The 20,832-nt window shown below is 66.8% G+C and carries 15 protein-coding genes and 1 pseudogene; 10 read left to right on the forward strand and 6 right to left on the reverse strand.

Going from position 1 to position 20,832, the window contains the following annotated elements; translation table 11 throughout:
- The 7 genes and pseudogenes from AC1Q5W_RS16395 to AC1Q5W_RS16425 all read left to right on the forward strand — a co-directional run.
- A pseudogene (locus AC1Q5W_RS16395) lies at positions 1-327 on the forward strand (methyl-accepting chemotaxis protein); the annotation flags it as partial.
- A gap of 68 nt (positions 328-395) precedes the next feature.
- Positions 396-4,403 (forward strand): EAL domain-containing protein, encoded by a 4,008-nt coding sequence (locus AC1Q5W_RS16400; RefSeq protein ID WP_492644018.1) that lies wholly within the window; start codon positions 396-398, stop codon positions 4,401-4,403.
- A 318-nt stretch (positions 4,404-4,721) separates the two neighbouring features.
- Positions 4,722-7,166, forward strand: a complete 2,445-nt coding sequence (locus AC1Q5W_RS16405; protein ID WP_492644017.1) for an adenosylcobalamin-dependent ribonucleoside-diphosphate reductase — start codon at positions 4,722-4,724, stop codon at positions 7,164-7,166.
- Positions 7,163-8,485 (forward strand): NnrS family protein, encoded by a 1,323-nt coding sequence (locus tag AC1Q5W_RS16410; RefSeq protein WP_492644016.1) that lies wholly within the window; start codon positions 7,163-7,165, stop codon positions 8,483-8,485. Before AC1Q5W_RS16405 ends, AC1Q5W_RS16410 begins: the two co-directional genes overlap by 4 nt.
- Before the next feature lie 13 nt (positions 8,486-8,498).
- Positions 8,499-9,098, forward strand: a complete 600-nt coding sequence (locus AC1Q5W_RS16415; protein WP_492644015.1) for a nitroreductase family protein — start codon at positions 8,499-8,501, stop codon at positions 9,096-9,098.
- Between the two features lie 63 nt (positions 9,099-9,161).
- Positions 9,162-9,566, forward strand: a complete 405-nt coding sequence (locus AC1Q5W_RS16420) for a ribonucleotide reductase subunit alpha (RefSeq protein ID WP_492644014.1) — start codon at positions 9,162-9,164, stop codon at positions 9,564-9,566.
- A 1-nt stretch (position 9,567) separates the two neighbouring features.
- Entirely contained in the window at positions 9,568-10,149 is a 582-nt protein-coding gene (locus AC1Q5W_RS16425) for a hemerythrin domain-containing protein (protein ID WP_492644013.1), read from the forward strand.
- 13 nt (positions 10,150-10,162) lie between these two features.
- Here AC1Q5W_RS16425 and AC1Q5W_RS16430 read toward each other — a convergent pair whose 3' ends face one another.
- From AC1Q5W_RS16430 to AC1Q5W_RS16440, 3 genes are read right to left on the reverse strand one after another with little or no spacing between them, the layout of a single operon-like run.
- Positions 10,163-11,533, reverse strand: a complete 1,371-nt coding sequence (locus tag AC1Q5W_RS16430) for a hypothetical protein (protein WP_492644012.1) — start codon at positions 11,531-11,533, stop codon at positions 10,163-10,165.
- Positions 11,530-12,696, reverse strand: a complete 1,167-nt coding sequence (locus tag AC1Q5W_RS16435; RefSeq protein WP_492644011.1) for a DUF58 domain-containing protein — start codon at positions 12,694-12,696, stop codon at positions 11,530-11,532. The genes AC1Q5W_RS16430 and AC1Q5W_RS16435 overlap by 4 nt, the downstream gene beginning before the upstream one ends.
- Positions 12,697-12,704: 8 nt before the next feature.
- Complete coding sequence (locus tag AC1Q5W_RS16440) at positions 12,705-13,667, reverse strand: AAA family ATPase (RefSeq protein WP_492644010.1); 963 nt, start codon at positions 13,665-13,667, stop codon at positions 12,705-12,707.
- 160 nt (positions 13,668-13,827) lie between these two features.
- Here AC1Q5W_RS16440 and AC1Q5W_RS16445 point away from each other — a divergent pair, with 160 nt between their 5' ends.
- Both AC1Q5W_RS16445 and AC1Q5W_RS16450 read left to right on the forward strand, forming a co-directional pair.
- Positions 13,828-14,730, forward strand: a complete 903-nt coding sequence (locus AC1Q5W_RS16445) for an EamA family transporter (protein ID WP_492646126.1) — start codon at positions 13,828-13,830, stop codon at positions 14,728-14,730.
- Positions 14,731-14,785: 55 nt separating this feature from the next.
- A complete protein-coding gene (locus AC1Q5W_RS16450) occupies positions 14,786-16,018 on the forward strand; it encodes a multidrug effflux MFS transporter (protein ID WP_492644009.1) in 1,233 nt (410 codons plus the stop codon).
- Positions 16,019-16,042: 24 nt separating this feature from the next.
- Here the strand turns inward: AC1Q5W_RS16450 and AC1Q5W_RS16455 are convergent, their stop codons facing one another.
- The 3 genes from AC1Q5W_RS16455 to AC1Q5W_RS16465 all read right to left on the reverse strand — a co-directional run bounded on the left by AC1Q5W_RS16455 (position 16,043) and on the right by AC1Q5W_RS16465 (position 20,199).
- On the reverse strand, positions 16,043-17,920 hold the full coding sequence (locus tag AC1Q5W_RS16455) for a potassium transporter Kup (protein ID WP_492644008.1): 1,878 nt from the start codon (positions 17,918-17,920) through the stop codon (positions 16,043-16,045).
- A gap of 96 nt (positions 17,921-18,016) precedes the next feature.
- The gene (locus AC1Q5W_RS16460; RefSeq protein ID WP_492644007.1) at positions 18,017-18,703 is read right to left on the reverse strand and encodes a response regulator; all 687 of its coding nucleotides are present in this window, start codon (positions 18,701-18,703) and stop codon (positions 18,017-18,019) included.
- A complete protein-coding gene (locus tag AC1Q5W_RS16465; protein WP_492644006.1) occupies positions 18,700-20,199 on the reverse strand; it encodes a sensor histidine kinase in 1,500 nt (499 codons plus the stop codon). The genes AC1Q5W_RS16460 and AC1Q5W_RS16465 overlap by 4 nt, the downstream gene beginning before the upstream one ends.
- 114 nt (positions 20,200-20,313) lie before the next feature.
- On the opposite strand from AC1Q5W_RS16465, the gene imuA reads away from it, so the two are divergent.
- The coding region (imuA, locus tag AC1Q5W_RS16470) for a translesion DNA synthesis-associated protein ImuA (RefSeq protein ID WP_492704269.1) at positions 20,314-20,832 on the forward strand (519 nt) is incomplete at its 3' end.

The raw sequence follows: 20,832 nt of genomic DNA on the forward strand, positions 1-20,832 counted from the left end.
ACGCAGGTGGGCGAGGCGGTGACGCAGATGGACCAGGCCACGCAGCAGAATGCGGCGCTGGTGGAGGAGATGGCGGCGGCGGCTTCCAGCCTGAAGGCCCAGGCGCTGGAACTGGTTCACACTGTCAGCGTGTTCAAGCTGGACGACGGGAAGGTCGCCCGCCCGGCTGCCAAACCCCGCCCGCCGAGTGCGCTGGCGGCAGCGCGGAACCAGCCGGCGCTGGCCGCCCAAAAAACGCCGAAGAAAATCACCCCGGCACCTGCCTTGCAGGTTGCGCATGCGCGTGTGGAGAAGTCGGCGGCGGGTGATGAGTGGGAAACGTTCTGACACAATTGAGGTAACGTGAAATGACTTGAACGGCGAGGCTTGGTGCCGGAGTCGGAAACAACACATAAATGCGCCGCCTCATCGCCCTTGCTTTGACCGTCTGGTTGGCCCTGCTGGCGTTGCCCGCGGGGGCCGAGGCGCCGTTGCGTTTTGGGGTTCTGGCCTTTCGCCCCAAGGTGCAGGCCGTGGCGCAATGGCAACCGCTGGCGACCTACCTCGGCACGGCGCTGGGGCGCCCCGTCAAATTGGTGGTGTATGACCTGGCCGAGCTGGAAATGGCGGTGGGGCAGAAGGAAGTGGATGTGGTGCTTACCAACCCGGGCCACTACGCTTTGCTGCAGCACCGGTTTGGCTTGTCGGCACCGCTGGCCACCCAGATCAACCAGGAGGGCCAGCATGGCCTGGCCTCGTTCGGCGGGGTGATCTTTACCCGCAGCGATGCCCAGAAAATCAACACCCTGTCCGACCTGGTGGGCCAGCGCATTGTGGTGACCAGCACCGATTTTCTGGGGGGCTACCAGATGCAGGCCTTCGAGATGCTGGAAGAAGGGTTGCCCCTGCCGGCTCCCGAGAAACTGCTCACCACCGGCATGCCGCAGGATCTTCCGGTGCAAGCCGTCCTGGCAGGGCGCGCCGACGTCGGCTTTGTGCGTACCGGTGTGCTCGAAGCCATGGCGCACGAGGGCAAGCTGGACTTGGGGCGCATCAAGGTCATCAACCAGCAGGCATTGCCGTCCTTTCCCTATGTGAGTTCCACCCGGCTGTACCCGGAATGGCCGGTGGCAGTGGTGGAGCCGGTGGACGATGTGCTCGCCCGCCGGCTGGCCGTGGCCCTGTTGTCGCTCCCCACCGACAGTGCTGCAGCCCGGGGTGCGGGCATTCGCGGGTTTACCACGCCGGCCAACTACGCCGGCGTCGAACGGCTGTTGCACACGCTGCGCCTGCCGCCCTTTGATGTGACGCCCGAAATCACGCCCGCCGACCTGTGGAAGAAATACGCCGGCTGGATCGTGGCCACGGGGTGGTTGGGGCTGCTGCTGGCAGGCATGGCGGTGCGCCTGCTGTTCCAGAAGCGGGCCTTGCAGCAGAGCCGGGCGCGTTACCGTCAGGAAAGTCAGCGTCTGGCAGAGGTCATCTGGGCCACCCATATCGGGACCTGGGAGTGGAATGTGCAGACGGGCAGCATGGTGGTCAATGCCCGCTGGGCCGAAATCATCGGGTGCACGCTGGATGAGCTGGCGCCGATCAGCGCCGACCTCTGGAAGCGGTACATGCAGCCCGATGACTTCGAACGCTCCAACGCCCTGGTAGAGCGCTGCTTCCGTCGCGAGGTGGAAACCTACGAGTGCGAGATCCGGATGCGCCATAAGCAGGGCAATTGGGTCTGGGTACTCAGCCGGGGACGGGTCGTCGAGTGGCAGGACGACGGCAAACCCCTGCGCATGTCGGGAACCCTGATCGATATTGCTGAGCGCAAGGAGGTGGAGCTGGCCCTGCAGACCGCGACCGACGACCTGGCCGGCCGCGAAGCCCTGCTCAAGCAGATTCTGGACACCTCCAGCGTGGCCATTTTCCTGGTTGGCAAGGATGGGCGCATCATGCACGCCAACCAGCGCATGGCCGACATGTTCGGCATCCCGCTGGCGACCCTGCTCGGCAAGGAATACGTGGAGCTGATCCACCCGTCCGAGCGCGAGGCCGGGCGCCAGTCCATGCTTGCACTGCTCGAAAGCCAGGTCCCGCTGGTCGATCTGGAGCGCCGCTACTGGCATACCGATGGCACGGAGTTCTGGGGCCATCTGACTGGAAAGCGTTTTCGGGGCGACCGGGAAGACGGGTATCGCCTGCTGGGTGTGATTGGCGACATCACCGCCCGCAAACAGGCTGAGTTGCGCGAACAGCACCACCGCCAGGTGCTGGCCATGCTGGCCGAAAAGGCCCCGCTGTCCGACGTGCTCCATGCCATTGCCCGCAACATTGAGAGCATCAATCGGGCCCACCTGTGCAGCATCCTGCTGCTGGATGAGGAGGGGCAGACCCTGCGCCTGGGGGCGGCGCCCAGCCTGCCTGCACAATACCTGCAGACGCTGGACGGACTGTCCGTCGGCCCGGATGCGGGCCTGTGCGGCACCGTGGCGTTTACCGGCGAGCCCCTGGTGGTGGACGACATGGAGCACCACGCGGCGTGGTCGCCCCGTGTTTATTTTGCGCGCCAGGCGGGGCTGCGCGCGTACTGGTCTTCGCCCATTCGCTCCTCGCAGGGCAAGGTGCTGGGAACGTTCGCCATTTACCTGCGCTACCCCAGCCAGCCAACACCCGAGGACCGGCACTGGATGGAGGACGAAGCGCGCCTGATTGCCCTGGCCATCGAGAAAACCGCGGACGAGGCACGGCTGCAGTTGGCGGCCAGCGTATTCACCCATGTGCGCGAGGGCATCACCATTGCCGACATCAATGGCTCGATCCTCGAGGTGAACGACACCTTCACCCAGATCACGGGGTACAGCCGTGAAGAAGTGATGGGACGCAACCCGCGCATCCTGAGCTCCGGCCGGCAAGGGCCCGAGTTCTACCAGGCCATGTGGGGCGCGCTGACGGACAAGGGCTACTGGTCGGGTGAAATCTGGAACCGGCGCAAGAACGGCGAGGTGTATGCGCAGTTGCTCACCATCAGCGCGATGCGCGATGCCCAGGGTGTGGTGCAGAACTATGTTGCGGTGTTCATGGACATCATGCCGATGAAGGCGCAGCAGCTGCAACTGGAGCACATTGCCCACTTTGATGCCTTGACGGGCCTGCCCAACCGTGTGCTGCTGGGAGACCGCCTGCAGCACGCCATGGCCCAGGCGCAGCGGCGCGACCGCGCGCTGGCCGTGGCCTTCCTCGACCTGGACGGGTTCAAGGCGGTCAACGACATGCACGGCCATAACGTTGGGGACCAGTTGCTGGTCACGGTGGCACAGCGCATGAAGTCCGCGCTGCGCGAAGGCGACACTCTGGCGCGCATTGGCGGCGATGAGTTCGTGGCCGTGCTGGTGGACCTGAACGAAACGCGCGAGAGTGAGCTGGTGCTGGAGCGCCTGTTGCACGCCGCAGCCGATCCGATCACGGTGGAGGACGCCGTCATGCAGGTGTCCGTCAGCATCGGCGTGACGCTGTATCCGCAGGACGATGTGGACGCCGACCAGTTGATACGCCACGCCGACCAGGCGATGTACCTGGCCAAGCAGGCTGGCAGGAACCGCTACCACCTGTTCGATGTGGCCAATGCGGTTGCGGTCAAGACCCGGCGCGAGAGCCTGGGACACATCCAGCGCGGGCTCGAACAGCGCGAGTTTGTCCTGTATTACCAGCCCAAGGTGAACATGGTGACGGGCGAGGTCGTTGGCGCGGAGGCGCTGATCCGCTGGCAGCACCCCGAGCGCGGCCTGCTGTCGCCTGCGGCGTTCCTGTCGGTCATCGAGAACCATTCCCTGAGCGTGGCTGTGGGAGAGTGGGTCATTGAAACGGCGCTGTCCCAGATGACCCAGTGGCGCGCCATGGGCCTGCACATTCCGGTCAGCGTCAACATCGGTGCCTACCAGCTGCAGCGGGCCAATTTCAGCGGCCGGCTGTTCGAGATGCTGGGGCGGTACTCCGACCTGCCGCCGGGCAGCCTGGAGCTGGAGGTGCTGGAAACCAGCGCCATGGAAGACATCGGGCAGGTATCGCAAGTCATGCGCACCTGCCACGCCATGGGCGTGGGCTTTGCACTGGACGATTTCGGTACGGGGTATTCCTCCTTGACGTACCTCAAGAATCTGCCGGCCGAGGTGCTCAAGATTGACCAGAGCTTTGTGCGCGACATGTTGCGCTACCCGGATGACCTGGCGATCGTCCAGAGCGTCATTGATCTGGCCCGTGCGTTTGGCCGCTCCGTGATTGCAGAAGGCGTCGAAACGGCGGCGCATGGGCAGCGTCTGCAGGCCATGGGTTGTCATCTGGCGCAGGGCTACGGCATTGCCCGGCCGATGCCGGCACAGGATTTTCCCGGATGGGCCGAGCGCTGGCACACCGCTCCGACCTGGACGGCGTGAGGGTATTTGGTCGGCCCCTTTGCCGGACTTTGGAACGGAAAACGACCCCAGCTACCGTATCTATTGCGTGGGTAGCTATCAATTGTGTAGTGAACGCCGCAGGTGGACTGGCGAGGCGTTGCAGCCCTCTGGCGAACATCGTGGTTGGGAAAATACACAGGCATAAAATCACGCTCCGAATGCCGACGCCGGCAGGGCCAAACCGGCGCCGGCAGGGCAAAATGCTGTTTGGTGATCCATTCGGTCAAGACAAGAATTAATGCAATGGCTGCTGGGGGGAGCGTGTGCCCCTCGACGCTTATCTGAGGACCCCACAACATGAAACGTGACCAATTTTCCCGCCCCCAGGACCTGATGGACATCCAGCCCATCAGCCACGACGTACTGACCGAAAAATACCTCAAGCCCGGCGAATCCAGTATCGATGACCTGTACCGCCGCGTGGCGGGGGCCCTGGCTTCGGTCGAGGCCGAGGCGGATCGCGCCAAGTACGAAGCGATCTTTCTGGAAAACCTGTACGCCGGTGCCATTGGCGCCGGGCGCATCATGAGCGCGGCCGGAACTGCCATCCAGGCCACCCTGATCAACTGCTTTGTGCAGCCGGTGGGCGACTGCATCCAGGGCGTGGACGACGAGGGCTACCCCGGCATCTATGAAGCCCTGCGCGAGGCGGCCGAGACCATGCGCCGCGGTGGTGGTGTGGGCTACGACTTCTCCCGCATCCGCCCACGTGGCGCGGCGGTCAAGGGCACGGCCTCCATGGCTTCGGGCCCCTGCAGTTACATCAATGTGTTCGACCAGTCCTGCTCCACCGTGGAGAGCGCCGGTGCACGCCGCGGCGCGCAGATGGGCGTGCTGCGCATCGACCACCCGGATGTGCAGGAATTCATCACGGCCAAGCGCACTCCGGGACGCTGGAACAACTTCAATGTGTCCGTTGGCGTGTCCGACGCCTTCATGCAGGCACTGACGGATGACCAGCCCTGGGAGCTGGTGCATGCTGCCAAGCCCGGCGCCACACTGATGGCCAAGGGTGCGTTCCAGCGCGCCGATGGCATGTGGGTCTACCAGACGCTGGCCGCGCGGGACCTGTGGGACATCGTGATGCATTCCACCTACGACTTCGCCGAGCCGGGCATCCTGTTCCTGGACCACATCAACGAAGACAACAACCTGCGTTACTGCGAGTCGATCTCCGCCACCAATCCCTGTGGCGAACAGCCGCTGCCGCCGTATGGCTGCTGCGACCTGGGACCCATCATCCTGCCGCGTTTCGTGCGCAACCCCTTCGGCTTTGCCGGAACCCCGACCTTCGATTTCGAAGCCTTCGAAAAGACGGTCGCCACCCAGGTGCGGGCACTGGACAACGTGCTGGACGTGACGTTCTGGCCGCTGGAGCAGCAGCGCGCCGAGTCGGCCGCCAAGCGCCGCATCGGCGTGGGCTTCACCGGCATGGGCAACGTGCTGGCCATGCTGTGCCTGCGCTACGACGCCGCCGAGGGGCGCGAGATGGCCGCCCGCATTGCCGTGTCCATGCGCGATGCCGCCTATACCGCGTCGGTTGCGCTGGCGCGTGAAAAAGGGAAGTTCCCCAAGTTCGACGCCGAGGGCTACCTGGCTCCCGGCACCTTCGCCAGCCGTCTGCCGGCGGCCCTGCAGCAGTCCATCCGCAAGCATGGCATCCGCAACAGCCACCTGCTGTCGATCGCGCCCACCGGAACGGTCAGCCTGGCCTTTGCCGACAACGCCTCCAACGGAATTGAGCCGGCGTTCTCCTGGATGTACAAGCGCAAGAAGCGCGAGGCCGACGGCAGCTCCAGCGAGTACTCGGTGGAAGACCACGCCTGGCGCCTGTACCGGGAACTGGGCGGCGATGTCAACAACCTGCCCGACTACTTCATCTCGGCGCTGGACATGTCCGCGTCCAGCCACATCGGCATGATGGAAGCGGTGCAGCCCTTTGTGGACACCGCCATTTCCAAGACGGTCAACGTGCCGGCCGACTACGCCTACGAAGACTTCAAGGGCCTGTACCAGCAAGCCTGGCGCGCCCGCCTCAAGGGGCTGGCCACCTACCGGCCCAATGCCATCCTGGGTTCCGTGCTGTCGGTGGAGAGCGCTCCGGCGGCGGCTGCTGCTGCACCGGCGCCGGTCATCGACCCCATGCGCACGGTGATCGAGAGCCGCCCCAAGGGCGCGCTGTCGGCCGTGGCGGAAAAGGTGGAGTACTGGACGCATGAGGGCCACAAGACGCTGTACCTGCTGGTGTCCTTCCTGCCCGTACCTACCGCCGACGGCAAAGGCACGGTCGACCGCGCCATCGAGTTCTTCATGCCCGTGGGCCAAAGCGGCGAGTCCCAGCAATGGATGACGTCGAGCATGCGCCTGCTGTCGCTGGCCGCGCGCGGCGGTTTCCTGGAGCGTGCCCTCAGCGACATGCGCAAGGTGGCCTGGGACCGCGGTCCGGTGCGCCTGGGAACACACCAGAAGGAAGACGGAACCCGCGTGCCCATGTGGCACGACTCCGAAGTGGCCGCGGTGGCCTATGCCATCCAGAACATTCTGGCCCAACGTGCTGCCAGCACACGGGAGTCCGGTGCTGTGGTTGCGCCCGCGCTGACGCAGGAAAACATTCCGGCGACCGCCGGCGGCCCTCCCATCATGGCGGGCAAGAAGTGCAGTGAGTGCGGTGCCCACGCGGTGATCCGCAAGGACGGTTGTGACTATTGCACCCAGTGCGGGCATTTGGGAAGCTGTGGATGACCCAGCGCCCCGTCATCCCGTTGCGGGTGACCAAAGGCAAACCTTCCGCTGAGGCGTTGGCGGCGCTGGACCGCCGCTGGCGCGCACGCTACCTGTTGCTGGCGCCGCACCGGCTGGGTTTTTTCCTGGCCATGGTGGTGCTGGTCATTTCCGGCGCCTGGTGGGCGCTGGTGCAACTCGACCGCGTCAGCGCCGCGGTGACCCTGCCCTACGCCCTGTCACCCACGCTGGTCCATGCCGCGGTCATGACGTTTGGCTTCATTCCGCTGTTCTTCTCGGGGTTCCTGTTCACGGCGGGCCCCAAGTGGCTGGGCGTGCAAGCGCCGGAGGCCAGCCAGCTGCGTGCCCCCCTGCTCCTGCAGACGGCGGGCTGGCTGCTGTGGGTCAGCGGTGCGCACGTGCACCCAATGTTGGCGCTGGGGGGCTTGGTCCTGGCCTGGAGCGGTTTGACCTACATGACGTGGCTGTTCTGGCGCCTCATCGGGGCCAGCACGGTGGAGGACCGCCTGCACGCTCACACCATTGGCGTGGCGTGTCTCATCGGTTGCCTGAGCCTGGCTGGTGTGGCGCTCAGCCTGTGGCTGGACGCTTCCGCAACGGCCCTGGCCTGTGTTCTCACCGGTTTGTGGGGGTTCGTGGTCGTCGTGTATGTGTCGGTGGCGCACCGCATGCTGCCGTTTTTCACCTCCAGCGCCATGCCGTTCATCACCGCGTGGCGACCCTTCTGGGCCCTGGGGCTGATGCTGGCCACCGCCGGTCTGGAGGTGTTGGCCGTCTGGGTCGACAGGGCGGGTCCGCTGCCGGGGGCGCTGGCTGGCGCCTGGCTGCTGGCGCGCGGGGTGCTGGAGTTGCTCTCGGGCGGCGTGCTGTTGTGGTTGGCTGTGGTCTGGGGCTTGATGCAAAGCCTCAAGAACCGCCTGCTGGCCATGCTGCACATCGGGTTCCTGTGGCTCGGCCTGGCCATGGTCCTAGGCGGCGCCGCGCAGTTGCTGAGCTGGCTGCAGGGGGCTCCGGTGCTGTTTCTGGGCGCACTGCATGCGCTCACCATGGGCTGCCTCGCCTCGTTGATGCTGGCCATGGTCACCCGGGTGTCCTGCGGCCACAGCGGCCGTCCGCTGGTGGCCGACAACACCGTCTGGGTGCTGTTCTGGATGCTGCAGATTGCCACGCTGCTGCGCATTACCGCGGCGGCGCAAGGGTTGCTGGCCGGGGGCCTGCTGTTGACTGCCGCGCTGTTGTGGACCACCATCATGGCGGTGTGGGGCGTGCGCATGGCGGGCTGGTACGGGCGTCTGCGGGCCGATGGGCGTGCGGGCTGAAGGAGGTGGCGTGATGTCTGGCAACGATCTGGCAGTGATGGCAGCGGAACTCATGCAGTCGCGCCAAACCATCTTGCCCAAGCGCCTGGTTGCGCCCGGGCCGCAGGGCGAACACCTGCGCGCCATCCTGGACGCGGCGGCTTCCGCCCCCGACCACGGGCAGTTGCTGCCCTGGCGGTTCATTGCGGTGCCGCAGGAGGCGCGCGCGCCTCTGGCACAGGTCTTTGGAGACGCCCTGCTGGAGCGCGACGCCTATGCCACCCCCGAGCAGGTGGCACAGGCGCAGGAAAAAGCCTATCGCTCGCCGCTGCTGCTGCTCGTAGTGGTGGACGGCGAGCGGGGTGACCCCGAGATCGATTTGTACGAGCGCATGGTCTCGACCGGCTGTGCCGTGCAGAACATGCTGCTCATGGCCACGGCGCTGGGTTACGGCTCGGCGCTGACCAGCGGCAAGGCCCTGAAGTCGGCCGGGTTCCGCGCGCTGTTCGGTCTGGCCGCCGGTGAGCACGCCCTGTGTTTCATCAGTGTGGGGACCGTGCTGTCGCGCAAGAGCCGGCGCCAACGGCCGGCGGCAGCGGACTACGTGAGCACCCTGGACGTCAAAGGGTTATGACGGCCGGGTTCTAATTCTGTTTTTGGCGTGTGGATAGCGCCCGTTTCTTTATCTGGATACACCATGGACATTTCAAGTTTTGACGACCTGCTGCAGGCCGCCCGCTACCAGCCGCTGCCCCAGCGTCTGCTGTTTGTGTTTGCCGGCGTGGAACTCCCCGACGAAGCCACCCCCGAGCAACGCGCGCGCTTTGAGGCAGGCGAGGGCGGCGCGCTGGTGCCGGTGATGTGCGTGGACAAGAGCCCGCAGGAACTCGACTCGTTTGAGATCCTGGTGCAGGAAGCCAGCCAGTTCGGCCAGCCCTGGGGCATGGTGTTTGCCGCCGCCGTGTCGGGTTCACCCGGCGAGCCGCCGACCAGCGAAGAAGCCGAGAAGGCGCTGGAGCGCATGGTCGAGTCCATCAAGCAGGGCGACATTGGCGCCTACATTCCGTTCGACCGGCGCGGGCAGCCCGTCAATATCGGCTGACATGGGCACGGCCCCCCGGGCAGGGAGCGCGGTTGCGCTGCCCGGCCACCACACACCGGCAGTCGGCCTGGAGGCCCCCTTCGAAATGCTGGAGGCCTGCCACGAGCGGGTTCAACGCATGCTGACCCTGATGGGGCGCCTGCAGCAGCACCTGCTGGAGACGGGGCTGGACGACAGCGCCCGCCAGGCCGCGCGCGACGTCATGCGCTACTTCGACCTGGCTGCACCGCTGCACCACCAGGATGAAGAGCTGCACGTGTTTCCCCCCCTCCTGGCCGGTACGGATGCCGACCTGCGCAACCTGGTGCAAGGGCTCATGCAGGACCACCGGCAGATGGAGACCGCGTGGCCGCTGGCGCGCGCCGTATTGCTGGCGGTGGCCGAGGGGCCCGCGTCCGAGGGCGAACCGCTGAATGCCGAGCAGACCGGTGCGTTGAACCGCTTTGCCGCACTGTACGGGCAGCACATCCAGAGTGAGGAAGGCCTGGTCTATCCGGCCGCGCAAGCCGTGCTGTCACCCGATGCCGTGCGGGCCATGAGCGCCGACATGATGCGCCGCCGGGGCGTGGAGCAACGGACGTAGCGCTTGGGCCTGCTCAGTCGGGGCGGGCGAGTTCTGGCGCGCGGCCCAGCATGATGTCGCAGGCACCCTGCACGGCCTGGTGCATCCGTAGCGCATCGTGTCGCGTGGCGGCCACCCCGCCAAAGCGCATGGCGCAGTACGCGTCCACCGCGTAGCCCAGCCAGCGCTTCGCCAGGGGCGCCACATCGGCCGCATCCATCCAGTGCTCGCGCACCGACTGGCCGGCTTTGCGGTAGTGGCCCTGCCCGTGCAGGCACCACTTCAGCGCCTGGGCAGACGCGCGCATGGACTGCTGCGGGAAATGCGAGGCCAACGCCCAGGACCAGCCCAGTACCAGCGCCAGGCCCACGCGGTAGCGGTTGCGCCACAGCAGATACGTGACCAGCAGCAGCGCCACCAGCACCAGCCAGTTGATTCGAAGGGTGCTTGTCGACGACGTTTCCTGCTCCAGGGTGCCCCCGGTGTCCACCGCGTGTCCCGTCGCGGCGCCCAACAGGGATTCGGCCCAGCCGATCAGTTTGTGCATCAGATGGCGCTGCCACTGGGGAATGAAACGGTCCCCGGCCGCTTCGCGCATGTTCTGCAGCATGTGCTCCCAGCGCCCGGCCAGTCCCCCGGCAGAGGTTGCGTTTCCGGGCTCGGCGCCACTCGCCGCCGCAGACGATCCGCCCGTGCCCTGGCCCCTTGTGCCGCCGCTGTCACCGGCGGGCTGCTGGAACAGCCCGGGCGTGTCCGTGCCGGGGGGCAGGAAACCAAAGCCCAGAACGGCGGGACGGGGGGCAAAGAAAAACAGCAGCACCGCCAGCAGCAGGGACAGGCCGATGAACCCCAGCGCCATCAGCGCCTTGGTCCAGCGGGAGAGGGGCGTGCCTGCCGCATGCTCCCAGGCCAATGCCAGCCCGCCGAAGACCCACGCCGGGCCCAGATAAAACCAGAGCGTCCAGTCCGCGTTTCCGTGGGTGCCCACCATGAAGCTCACCACAAAGATGACGGTCAGGGTGAGGTAAAAATCCCGGCGCGTTTTGAGAACGGCTGCGCGGGCGCCCAGAACGATCATCAGCGCCAGGCTGGTCCACCGCAGCAGGTTGAACATGGCCAGCCCGGGAAACAGGGCCAGCACCACACCCAACCAGCCCAGCACCGTCCACTGGGTTTTGCCGGCATTGCCCGGTTTGCGGGCGTGCAGGGTGCCGGCACCAAACCCCAGCAAAGCCCACACCAGCCACAGCGTGCCCTCCGCACCAAAATAGCCGTAGCGCCGGTCCAGGTAGGAGAAGGACCAGCCAACCAGCAGGTAGCTCATGCCCGTCAGCGCCACGACGGCGCGGCTGTTCAGGGGCGTGTCGGCGGGGTTCTGCGCAGGGGGGGTGGAAGCCGCTTTCATGGCATCTCCAGAAAAGTGGCCATGCGAACGGCTGCAAGGGCTTTCTGCAGGGCTTTGGCCTGCGCCCGTTCCTGTGGCTGCGCACGGCGCCCTACGGCAATGCACGCCACCACCGGACAGTTCTTGAGCGCCAGCGCGGACAGCGCCTGGATGAGCGCCTCTGCCCCACAGCCGGCGGCCACCACCACGGCAACCTGTTCGCCGACGGCAGTATCGGCAGCGATTTGCGCCACCGTCTGCAACAGGCTGTGCGCGGTGGGGGCGGCGTCGGCCAGCGCGCGCCGGATGGCGACACCATCGCGCAAGGGCGCAGCGTTGCCCGGCAGGTAGGCGCGCAACTGCACGCCATGTGCCTGTGCTGCGTCACACACACCGGCGGCCAGGCGGATCGCCTGCTCGGCCGCACTGTCGGCATCGCCCAGCGCGGCCGCGTCGGGAATATCGACTGCCAGGCGCAGGCGCATGGCGCCGCTTTGCTGGAAATGCTGGATCACCAGTTCGCCGGCGCGCGCCGATGCCCGCCAGCTCACCCGGCCTACCGATTCGCCGTGCTGGTAGGGCCGCAGCATCCCCAACTCGAACGATTGGCCCAGCCTGCGGGTGGACAACTCTCCCAGCGGGTCGGCGGTGACATCCCACGGCAACGGCCAGCGCACGGCCTGCGCCTGCGGCAACACGCGCAAATGCACCTGCGGACGGGCCAAGGTGTGGTGGGCACGGATCAGGCCCAGCGGGAACCCGCTGGAGAGGCGTACGGCGACCAACGTGTAATGCCCCCTGCAGGGGAACTGCACCATGCGCCCCAGATCGGGCGGGTGCCCGGCACGGACAATGGGCAGGGTCTGGCTCAGCACGATGCGACGCGAGGCCCACTCCCACTCGGTTTCAACGGCCACCATGAAGGCGGGCCAGCGGGCCGTGCGCTCCACCAGCAGGTTCAGGTCGCAGCCTTCGCCCTCGGTAATTTCCATGTTTCCGGTGGCCCCCAGGCGCACGGTCATGGAGCGCAACGAGAGCCATGGCAACGCGAAGCCCAGCACGCTCACCACCGCCAGAAACAGGAACATACCGTACACCATGGGGTCCTGCCGGTTCAGGGCGGCGATGAGCAGCACCGCGCACAGGCCCAGCAGCACCCGCGACCGGGAAAGCCAGCGTTCCATGGCGCGGCTTACTGCGGGGTACGCTGCGACAGCAGGATGGCCTGGATCAGGGTGGCCGCCGGTTCCGGTTCGGTGCCCTGTGTCTGCGCAATGATGCGGTGCGCCAGCACCGGAACGGCCACCTCGCGCACCACCGCCGGGTCCACATAGGAGAGCCCACGGATGCAGCTCAGGGCGCGCGCCATGCGCGCCAGGCCCAGCGTGCCGCGCGGGCTGGCGCCAAACCGGATGCCGGCATGCTGGCGTGTGGCCCCCACAATGGACGCCATGAACCCGGCCACTTCGGGGGTTACCGTGACGTCGCGGGCGCTTGCCACCAGTTGGGCAAACTCGCCCATCTGGCACACCGGCTGCAGGCGGCTGATGGGGTGGGAAAACTGCTGGGTGTTCACCAGATCCGCTTCCGTGGCGGCATCGGGATAACCGAGCGACAGGCGGATGAGAAAGCGGTCCAGTTGTGCCTCCGGCAGCGGGTAGGTGCCCGCCATGTCGATGGGGTTCTGTGTGGCCAGCACCGCAAAGGGCGCGGGCAGGGGCATGGTCTGGCCGTCCAGCGTAATCTGCCCTTCTTCCATGCATTCCAGCAGGGCTGACTGGGCCCGCGGGTTGGCGCGGTTGATTTCATCGGCCAGCACGATGTTGGCGAACACGGGGCCCGGACGCATCACAAAGCTGCCGTCTTTGGGGTTGTACACCGGGCCGCCCACGATGTCGGAGGGCATCAGGTCGGCGGTGAACTGGATGCGCTTGAACGACAGCCCGATGGACACCGCCAGGGCGCGGGCCAGCATGGTTTTCCCCAGACCGGGCACGTCCTCGATCAGCAAGTGGCCTCCCGCCACCACCGCGGCCAACGCCAGCTCCACCTGCCGGTGCTTGCCCTGCAGCACCTGTTCCACGTTCTGGACAATGGCGGCAGCAAGCTGCGCAGAATTCTTGGCGGTCCAGCCGCCGGCGTGTGTCTGGCTCAATTGGCACTCTCCCTTTTATGGGGAAATTCTAATGGCCGCACGCGCCGCACGGCAGCGCCGTAAGATGGCAGATTCAGCCGACCCCGCACCACACCACCACACGCATGCAGCCCTTCACCACCCCTTCCGTTGCGCCGGTAATGAAGCGCCTTCTCGCATGATGCACGCGCCGTTGCGTCCCAAGGACCTGGTGTTGGCCCTGGTCGTCATCCTGGTGTGGGGTGTGAACTTTGCGGTCATCAAGGTGGGGGTGGTCGGCGTGCCGCCCCTGCTGCTGGCGGCACTGCGGTTCATGCTGGCCGCCTTCCCGGCGCTGCTGTTTTTCAAGGCACCCAAGGTGCCGCTGCGCCTGTACCTTCTCTACGGCATGACCATTTCGGTGGGGCAGTTCTCCCTGTTGTTCACCGCCATCCACGTGGGCATGCCCACCGGGTTGGCGTCGCTGGTGCTGCAGTCGCAGGCTTTCTTCACCACGCTGCTGGCGGCCTTCTGGCTCAAGGAGCGCTGGCAGACCAACCAGATGGCAGGGCTGGTGCTGGCCGCCGTCGGGCTGGTGCTGATTGGCAGCGCGCACGGCCTGTCCATGCCGCTGGCCGGTTTCCTGTTGACCGTGGCCGCCGCGGTGATGTGGTCTTGCGGCAATATCGTCACCCGTGCGGTGGGGCGTTACGGCCCCATGAACCAGCTGGCGTTCGTGGTGTGGGCCAGCCTGGTGCCCCCCATTCCGCTGCTCTTGCTGTCCGCCTGGGTGGAGGGGCCCGCCGCCATGGCTGCCGCCCTGCAGCACTTCAGCTGGCAGACGTTTGCTGCCGTGGCCTACCTGGCCTGGGCCGCCACCCTGTTTGGCTACGGTGTGTGGACGGGCCTGCTGGCGCGCTACCCCGCCAACCGGGTGGCGCCCTTTACCCTGCTGGTGCCCCTGGTGGGGCTGACCACGGGCTGGCTCGCGTTTGGCGAGGCGCTCCAACCCGTGCACTATGCCGGCGGCGCGTTGCTGATGGCCGGGCTGCTGGTGAACCTGTTTGGCGGGAGCCTGTTCGTGCGTCTGAAGTGGCAGCCCTGACACGTTGCGGACAGGGCGCGCGCCGCAGCACGGGCAGCCATGGTCCAATAGCAGCATGAATCCGGACGCAAAAACACTCTGGCACGCCCCGCAGTGGGCCTTTGCCGTTCTTCTGGCCCTTCTGGGCATGCTGGGTCCGTTCTCCATCGACACCTACCTGCCGGCGTTTGCCGGCATTGCCCAGTCGCTGGGTGCCACGCCCGTGCAGATGCAGCAGACGCTGTCGGCCTACCTGTTCGGTTTTGCCTTCATGGCGCTGTTCCATGGCGCCATCTCCGACAGCTTTGGCCGTCGCCCGGTGGTGCTGTGGGGGCTGGCCGCGTTCACGCTGGCATCGGTGGGCTGCGCGCTGTCGCAGAGCATTGGCCAACTGGTGTTCTTCCGGGCGGTGCAGGGCCTGTCCACCGGCGCCGGCATTGTGGTGTCGCGCGCCGTGGTGCGCGACATGTTCCCGCCGGCGCAGGCGCAGAAGGTCATGAGCCAGATCACCATCTTCTTTGGCGTGGCGCCGGCCATTGCGCCTATGGTGGGGGGCTGGATGCTGGTGCATGTCAGCTGGCACGGCATCTTCTGGTTCCTGGCCGGGGTGGGGGTGGTGCTGTGGGTGGCCAACTACCGGTTGCTGCCTGAGACCCTGCACCTGTCGCAGCGCCAGCACTTCCATCCGCGCCACCTGCTGGCCGGCTACTGGAAGCTGGGCTCGGACCCGCGTTTCTTCCTGCTGGCGCTGGCCAGTGGCGTGCCGTTCAATGGCATGTTCCTGTACATCCTGAGTGCGCCAGTGTTCCTGGGCGAGCACCTGGGCCTGGCGCCGCAGCAGTTCTTCTGGTGTTTCCTGCTCACCATTGGCGGCATCATGGGCGGCGCCCTGGTCAGCGGGCGCATGGCGGGCAAGGTGGTGCCCAAGCAGCAGATCCGCTACGGTTTCGTCATCATGCTGACGATCGGGGTGATCAATCTGCTGGCCAACCTGCTGTTCAAGGCGCATGTGGGCTGGGCGCTCATTCCGCTGTGCATCTTCTCCTTCGGCTGGGCACTGATGGTGCCGGTGGTCACCCTGCTGGTGCTGGACCTGCACCCCGAGCGCCGGGGCATGGCGTCCAGCCTGCAGATGTTCGTGGGGTCCACGGCCAACGGTATCGTGGCCGGGTTGATCTCGCCGCTGGTGATGTACTCCACCGTGGCCCTGGCGACCGCGTCCCTGCTCATGATGGGCGTGGGCCTGGTGGCGTGGCTCACCATCCGCCACCGCTGGCCCGCCATCGGGCAGACCATCGAGCACCACTGACGCCGCGCCGGTGGAGGCGCGGGGTCAGATCTGCACGCGGGTTCCCAGCTCGATCACGCAGTTGTTGGGCAGGCGGAAGAAGCCCGCCACGCTGCCGGCGTTGCGCGACATGAGCGCAAACAGCGCCTCGCGCCAATGGGCCATGCCGGAGCCCTTGGTGGGCACCACAATTTCCCGGCTCAGGAAGTACGAGGTTTCGAACAGGTTGATGGGCAACCCGCGGGATTTGCACAACTCCAGTGCCTTGGGAATGTCGGGTGTGTTCTTGAAGCCGTAGTTGATCTGCACTTTCCAGAAGCCCGGCACCAGCGCCTGGATCTCGATGCGTTCATCAAAGGGAATCCACGGTACATCGTGGAAGACCACGGTCAGGATCAGGTTGCGCTCGTGCAGCACCTGGTTGTGCTTGAGGTTGTGCATCAGGGCCTGCGGCACGGTGCCGGGGTTGGCCACGGCATAGACGGCCGTGCGCGGCACCCGGTGTACCCGGTCGCTGGCGAGTGCGGTGACAAAAGGCAGCAGCTCCGGGTCGTCGTGGCGGATGCTGTCAATCAGCAGTTCGCGCCCCCGTCGCCAGGTGGCCATGATGGTGAAAATGCCGAGACCCAGTACCAGGGGGAACCAGCCGCCCTGGAAGAACTTGATCGAGCAAGACACCACCAGCAGCAGGTCCAGCGCCATGAACACGCTGGTGGCGGCCACCGCCACGGGCAGCGGGAAATTCCAGCCATGGCGGATCACGAAGAAGGTCAGCAGCGTGGTGATGAGCATGGTCACCGTGACGGCAATGCCATAGGCCGAGGCCATGGCCGAGGAACTGCCGAAACCGAACACCGCCAGCAGCACGGCCGCCAGCAGCAGCCAGTTCACCTCGGGCATGTAGATCTGCCCGGCCTCCTTGGCCGAGGTGTACTGCACCTGCATGCGGGGCAGCAGCCCCAGTTGCACGGCCTGCTTGGTCATGGAGTAGGCGCCGGATATCACGGCCTGGGAGGCGATCACGGTGGCCAGCGTTGCCAGCACCACGGCCGGCAGCAGCCACGCCGCAGGAAACAGGCGGTAGAACGGGTTCTCCAGTGCGCTGGGGTCGCGCATCAGCAGGGCGCCCTGGCCCATGTAGTTGATGGCCAGCGCCGGCAGAACCATGCCGACCCAGGCATAGCGGATCGGGCGCTTGCCAAAGTGCCCCATGTCGGCATACAGCGCCTCCGCCCCGGTGAACGCCAGCACAATGGCGCCCACCACCACGAACAGGTGCCAGCCCTGGCCGCGCAGGAAGGCCAGGCCATTGAGGGGGTTGAGCGCCGCCAGGATGGCCGGCTGCCGGGCAATCTCCACCAGCCCGGTCACTGCCAGCACGCCAAACCACACCACGATGATGGGACCGAACAGCTTGCCCACCAGGCTGGTGCCAAAGCGCTGTACCGCGAACAACCCCACTAGGACGGCGGCACAGAGGGGCAGCACGAAGGACTTGAACGCCGGCGTGACCACCTCCAGTCCCTCCACGGCGCTGAGGACCGAGATGGCCGGGGTGATGACGCTGTCGCCGTAAAAGAGGGCGGCGCCAAACACGCCGATCAGCAGCAGGACGAGACGTTTCTCCGGGCTGCTGCCCGCCGCCTTGGCTGCGAGTGCCGTCAGGGCCATGATGCCGCCTTCGCCCCGGTTGTCTGCCCGCAGGATGAGCAGCACGTACTTGAGCGTCACCACCATCATCAGGCCCCAGAAGATCACGGACACCGCGCCCACCAGGTGGGGCTGGTCCAGCGGAATGCCGGTGGCCGGGCCGAAGACTTCCTTCATGGTGTACAGCGGGCTGGTCCCGATGTCGCCGTACACCACACCCAGGGCCCCCAGCGTGAGCGCGGCAAGATTGTCCCGGTTGGCGGTTTTACGCATGAATGGCCTTGGCAAAGAAGCTGCCCGTACTGTCGCGGCAGGCGCATCAGGAACGCATAAGGATGCGCAATGGAGCGGGGCGGGCCGGAGCCCGTGTCAGACGACGGCCAGGCGATAGCCCACGCCGGTCTCGGTCAGCAGGTGGCGGGGCTCGGACGGCTCGCGTTCGATCTTGGCGCGCAACTGTCCCATGTAGAGCCGCAGGTAGTGCGTCTGCTCCGTGAACTCGGGCCCCCACACATCCCGCAGCAGCTGCCGGTGGGTGACCACGCGGCCGGCGCTGCGCACCAGCCGGGCCAGCAGCTTGAACTCGGTGGGAGTCAGGTGCACGGGCTCGCCCCGGCACTGCACGACGCGGGTGTTCAGGTCGATCGTGAGGTCGTCCAGCACATGCACCGTGACGGCGGCGGCCAGCGCCGTGCCGCGGTGGCGCAGGGCGACACGGATGCGGGCCAGCAGCTCCCCCACGCTGAACGGCTTGACCAGGTAGTCGTCGGCGCCGGCGTCGAGTAGCTGTATTTTCTGCGCCTCCTGGTGGCGGGCCGAGACAATCAGGATGGGCAGGGTGTGCTGCTTGCGCACCGCGCGAACCAGTTCGAGGCCGTCGCCGTCGGGCAGGCCCAGGTCCAGCACCAGCACATCGGGAAGGGCATGGTGCAGCAGGGCCTGGGCTTCGTTGATCGATACCGCGGTCTGCACCGTAAAGCCCTCCACGGCAAGGGCGGACTGCATCATGGCCCGGATCTCGCGGTCGTCTTCCACGACCAGCACGCGCAAGGTCATGGTGTGTCTCCCGGGGGCTGCTGCGGCTCCAGTGGCAAGGTGAGCGTGAAGCAGTTGCCGCCGCCGGCGCGCCGGCGCAGCAGCAAACTGCCGCCGTGGGCGGTGGCAATGGTCCGGCACAGGGCCAGCCCCAGACCCGCCCCGCGCTGGCCGGACTGGTCGCTGCGGGAGTAGGGCTCGAAAATGGCCTGGTACTTTTCCGGCGCAATCTCCGTCCCCCGGTCCTTGACGGCAACCTGCATGGTGCCGTCGCCGGTGCTGACGGCCAGGTCAATGGCCCCGTCGCTGTACTTCAGCGCGTTGTCCAGCAGGTTGCCGATCAGTTGCGCCACCAGCACCGGGTCCACCCGGATCAAGGGCAGCCCGGTGGCGATGCGGGACTGGATGCGCCGGGCGGGATCGCGCTGGCGTACCCGTGCCAGCACGGCGCCCACGATTTCCTCCATGGACTCCCAGTCCCGTTGGAGCGGCTGTGCAGCGTTGGTGAGCTGCACCAGTTGCAGGGTGTTTTCGGTCACGGTCGACAGGTAGCGCGCTTCGCTGACGATGCTGTCCAGCAGGCGCTCCTGCTCCGGCACGCTGAGCTTGTCGCGCTGCGTCTGCAGGGAGGTGGCGGCGCCCACCACGGCCGCCAGCGGCGTGCGCAGATCGTGCGAAATGGCGGCCAGGTACGTGCTTTGCACCTGCTGGCGGTGGGACTCGTCCTGCGCGGTCTGCACCGACGCCGCCAGACGCAGGCGCCACAAGGCCTGCGCCAGCAGGGCGCACAGGGCCTGGGCGTGTTCCCGCCCGTCGGTATCACTCGCCAGCACGTTCTGGATGCATGCTGCGCCGTGCATCTGCCCCTGGTCGCCCAGGGGCACATACCAGGCGCCCAGTCCTGGCCAGCGTCCGGTTCCGGGGCCCAGCACGGCGGCTTCGCGCATGGCGCACGCCAGCCCATCGCCCACGGTGGCGGGCGTGTCCGTGGCCAGATCCAGCGTACCGTCCGCTTGTTGCAAGGTCAGGATGCACGGCCCGTCGAAGGCGGCATCCAAGGCGCGCTGGCCCAGCGCCTGCACTTCCTGCGGGGTGCCAATGCCCGACAGGTCGGCCGCCAGGGTCTGTAGTTGCCGCGCTCGCTGCTCGTTGCGGTGCGCGTTGTTGGTCTCGCGCCGCAGGGCGGCAGCCAGGCGGCTGATCACCAGGGCGACCAGCAGCATGGTGAACAGGGCGATCAGGTTCTCCTGGTTGTCGACGGCAAAAGTCCAGCGGGGCGGAACAAAGAAGAAGTTGAATGCCGTGACGGCTGCCACTGCGCACACCACGGAGGGCAGCCAGTGCAGGGTGTAGGACGCAATGACTACCGCCAGCACATACAGCATGGCCTGGCTGGTGAGCGACACGTGGTGGTCCAGCAGGAACCCGCCTGCCGTGGCCGCGGTCAGCAGCGCCGCCACGGCCATCCAGCTGCGGGGGGAAGGCAGGGCGTCCTCGGGGGCGGGTGCGGCGTGCATGGTGACCCCAGCGTACCACCGGCGGTATCAGGATGGCGTTAGGAACGCCGCCAGTCCGGTAAGCTGTTTATACTGTCTATTTATACAGTATTTTGGTGTTTCCTTGCCATGCCTGTGCCTTCGCGTTCCCCCTCTCTGGCCAGCGTCCATGCGGACGTCTGGCATGCCGATGCGCTGGCCCATGCGCCGGGGCGGGTGCTGGCCACGGGCCACGCCGCGCTGGACGCCCAGCTGCCCGGCGGCGGCTGGCCGCTGGGGGCGCTGACGGAAATCCTGCAGCCGCCCGGCGTGCACGGCGAGTGGCGCCTGCTGATGCCCGCCCTGGCCCGCTGCGGCACGGAGGCGGTGGTGCTGGTGGGCGCGCCGCAGGTACCGTTTGCGCCGGCGCTGGCGGCCCAGGGCTTGCCGCCGAACCGGCTGTTGTGGGTGGCCGCGTCCGCGGCGCCGCAGCGCCTGTGGGCGGCCGAGCAGGCCCTGCGCTGCGCCGGGGTGGATGCCGTGCTGGCTTGGCTGGTGCAGGTGCGTCCCGACCAGCTGCGCCGCCTGCAAATGGCGGCGGCCGAATACGCCAAGCTGCTGTTTGTGCTGCGCCCGCAGCAGGCGCAGGACGCGTCGTCGCCCGCCGTCTTGCGC

This window comes from Rhodoferax sp. MLSD5-FHT05B10 (genome assembly GCF_058793415.1).

Bases quoted from the DNA above. Each gene is read 5' to 3' on its own strand.
- AC1Q5W_RS16400 (WP_492644018.1), top strand. From the start codon at position 396: ATGCGCCGCCTCATCGCCCTTGCTTTGACCGTCTGGTTGGCCCTGCTG.
- AC1Q5W_RS16405 (WP_492644017.1), top strand. From the start codon at position 4,722: ATGAAACGTGACCAATTTTCCCGCCCCCAGGACCTGATGGACATCCAG.
- AC1Q5W_RS16410 (WP_492644016.1), top strand. From the start codon at position 7,163: ATGACCCAGCGCCCCGTCATCCCGTTGCGGGTGACCAAAGGCAAACCT.
- AC1Q5W_RS16415 (WP_492644015.1), top strand. From the start codon at position 8,499: ATGTCTGGCAACGATCTGGCAGTGATGGCAGCGGAACTCATGCAGTCG.
- AC1Q5W_RS16420 (WP_492644014.1), top strand. From the start codon at position 9,162: ATGGACATTTCAAGTTTTGACGACCTGCTGCAGGCCGCCCGCTACCAG.
- AC1Q5W_RS16425 (WP_492644013.1), top strand. From the start codon at position 9,568: ATGGGCACGGCCCCCCGGGCAGGGAGCGCGGTTGCGCTGCCCGGCCAC.
- AC1Q5W_RS16430 (WP_492644012.1), bottom strand. From the start codon at position 11,533: ATGAAAGCGGCTTCCACCCCCCCTGCGCAGAACCCCGCCGACACGCCC.
- AC1Q5W_RS16435 (WP_492644011.1), bottom strand. From the start codon at position 12,696: ATGGAACGCTGGCTTTCCCGGTCGCGGGTGCTGCTGGGCCTGTGCGCG.
- AC1Q5W_RS16445 (WP_492646126.1), top strand. From the start codon at position 13,828: ATGCACGCGCCGTTGCGTCCCAAGGACCTGGTGTTGGCCCTGGTCGTC.
- AC1Q5W_RS16450 (WP_492644009.1), top strand. From the start codon at position 14,786: ATGAATCCGGACGCAAAAACACTCTGGCACGCCCCGCAGTGGGCCTTT.
- AC1Q5W_RS16455 (WP_492644008.1), bottom strand. From the start codon at position 17,920: ATGCGTAAAACCGCCAACCGGGACAATCTTGCCGCGCTCACGCTGGGG.
- AC1Q5W_RS16460 (WP_492644007.1), bottom strand. From the start codon at position 18,703: ATGACCTTGCGCGTGCTGGTCGTGGAAGACGACCGCGAGATCCGGGCC.
- AC1Q5W_RS16465 (WP_492644006.1), bottom strand. From the start codon at position 20,199: ATGCACGCCGCACCCGCCCCCGAGGACGCCCTGCCTTCCCCCCGCAGC.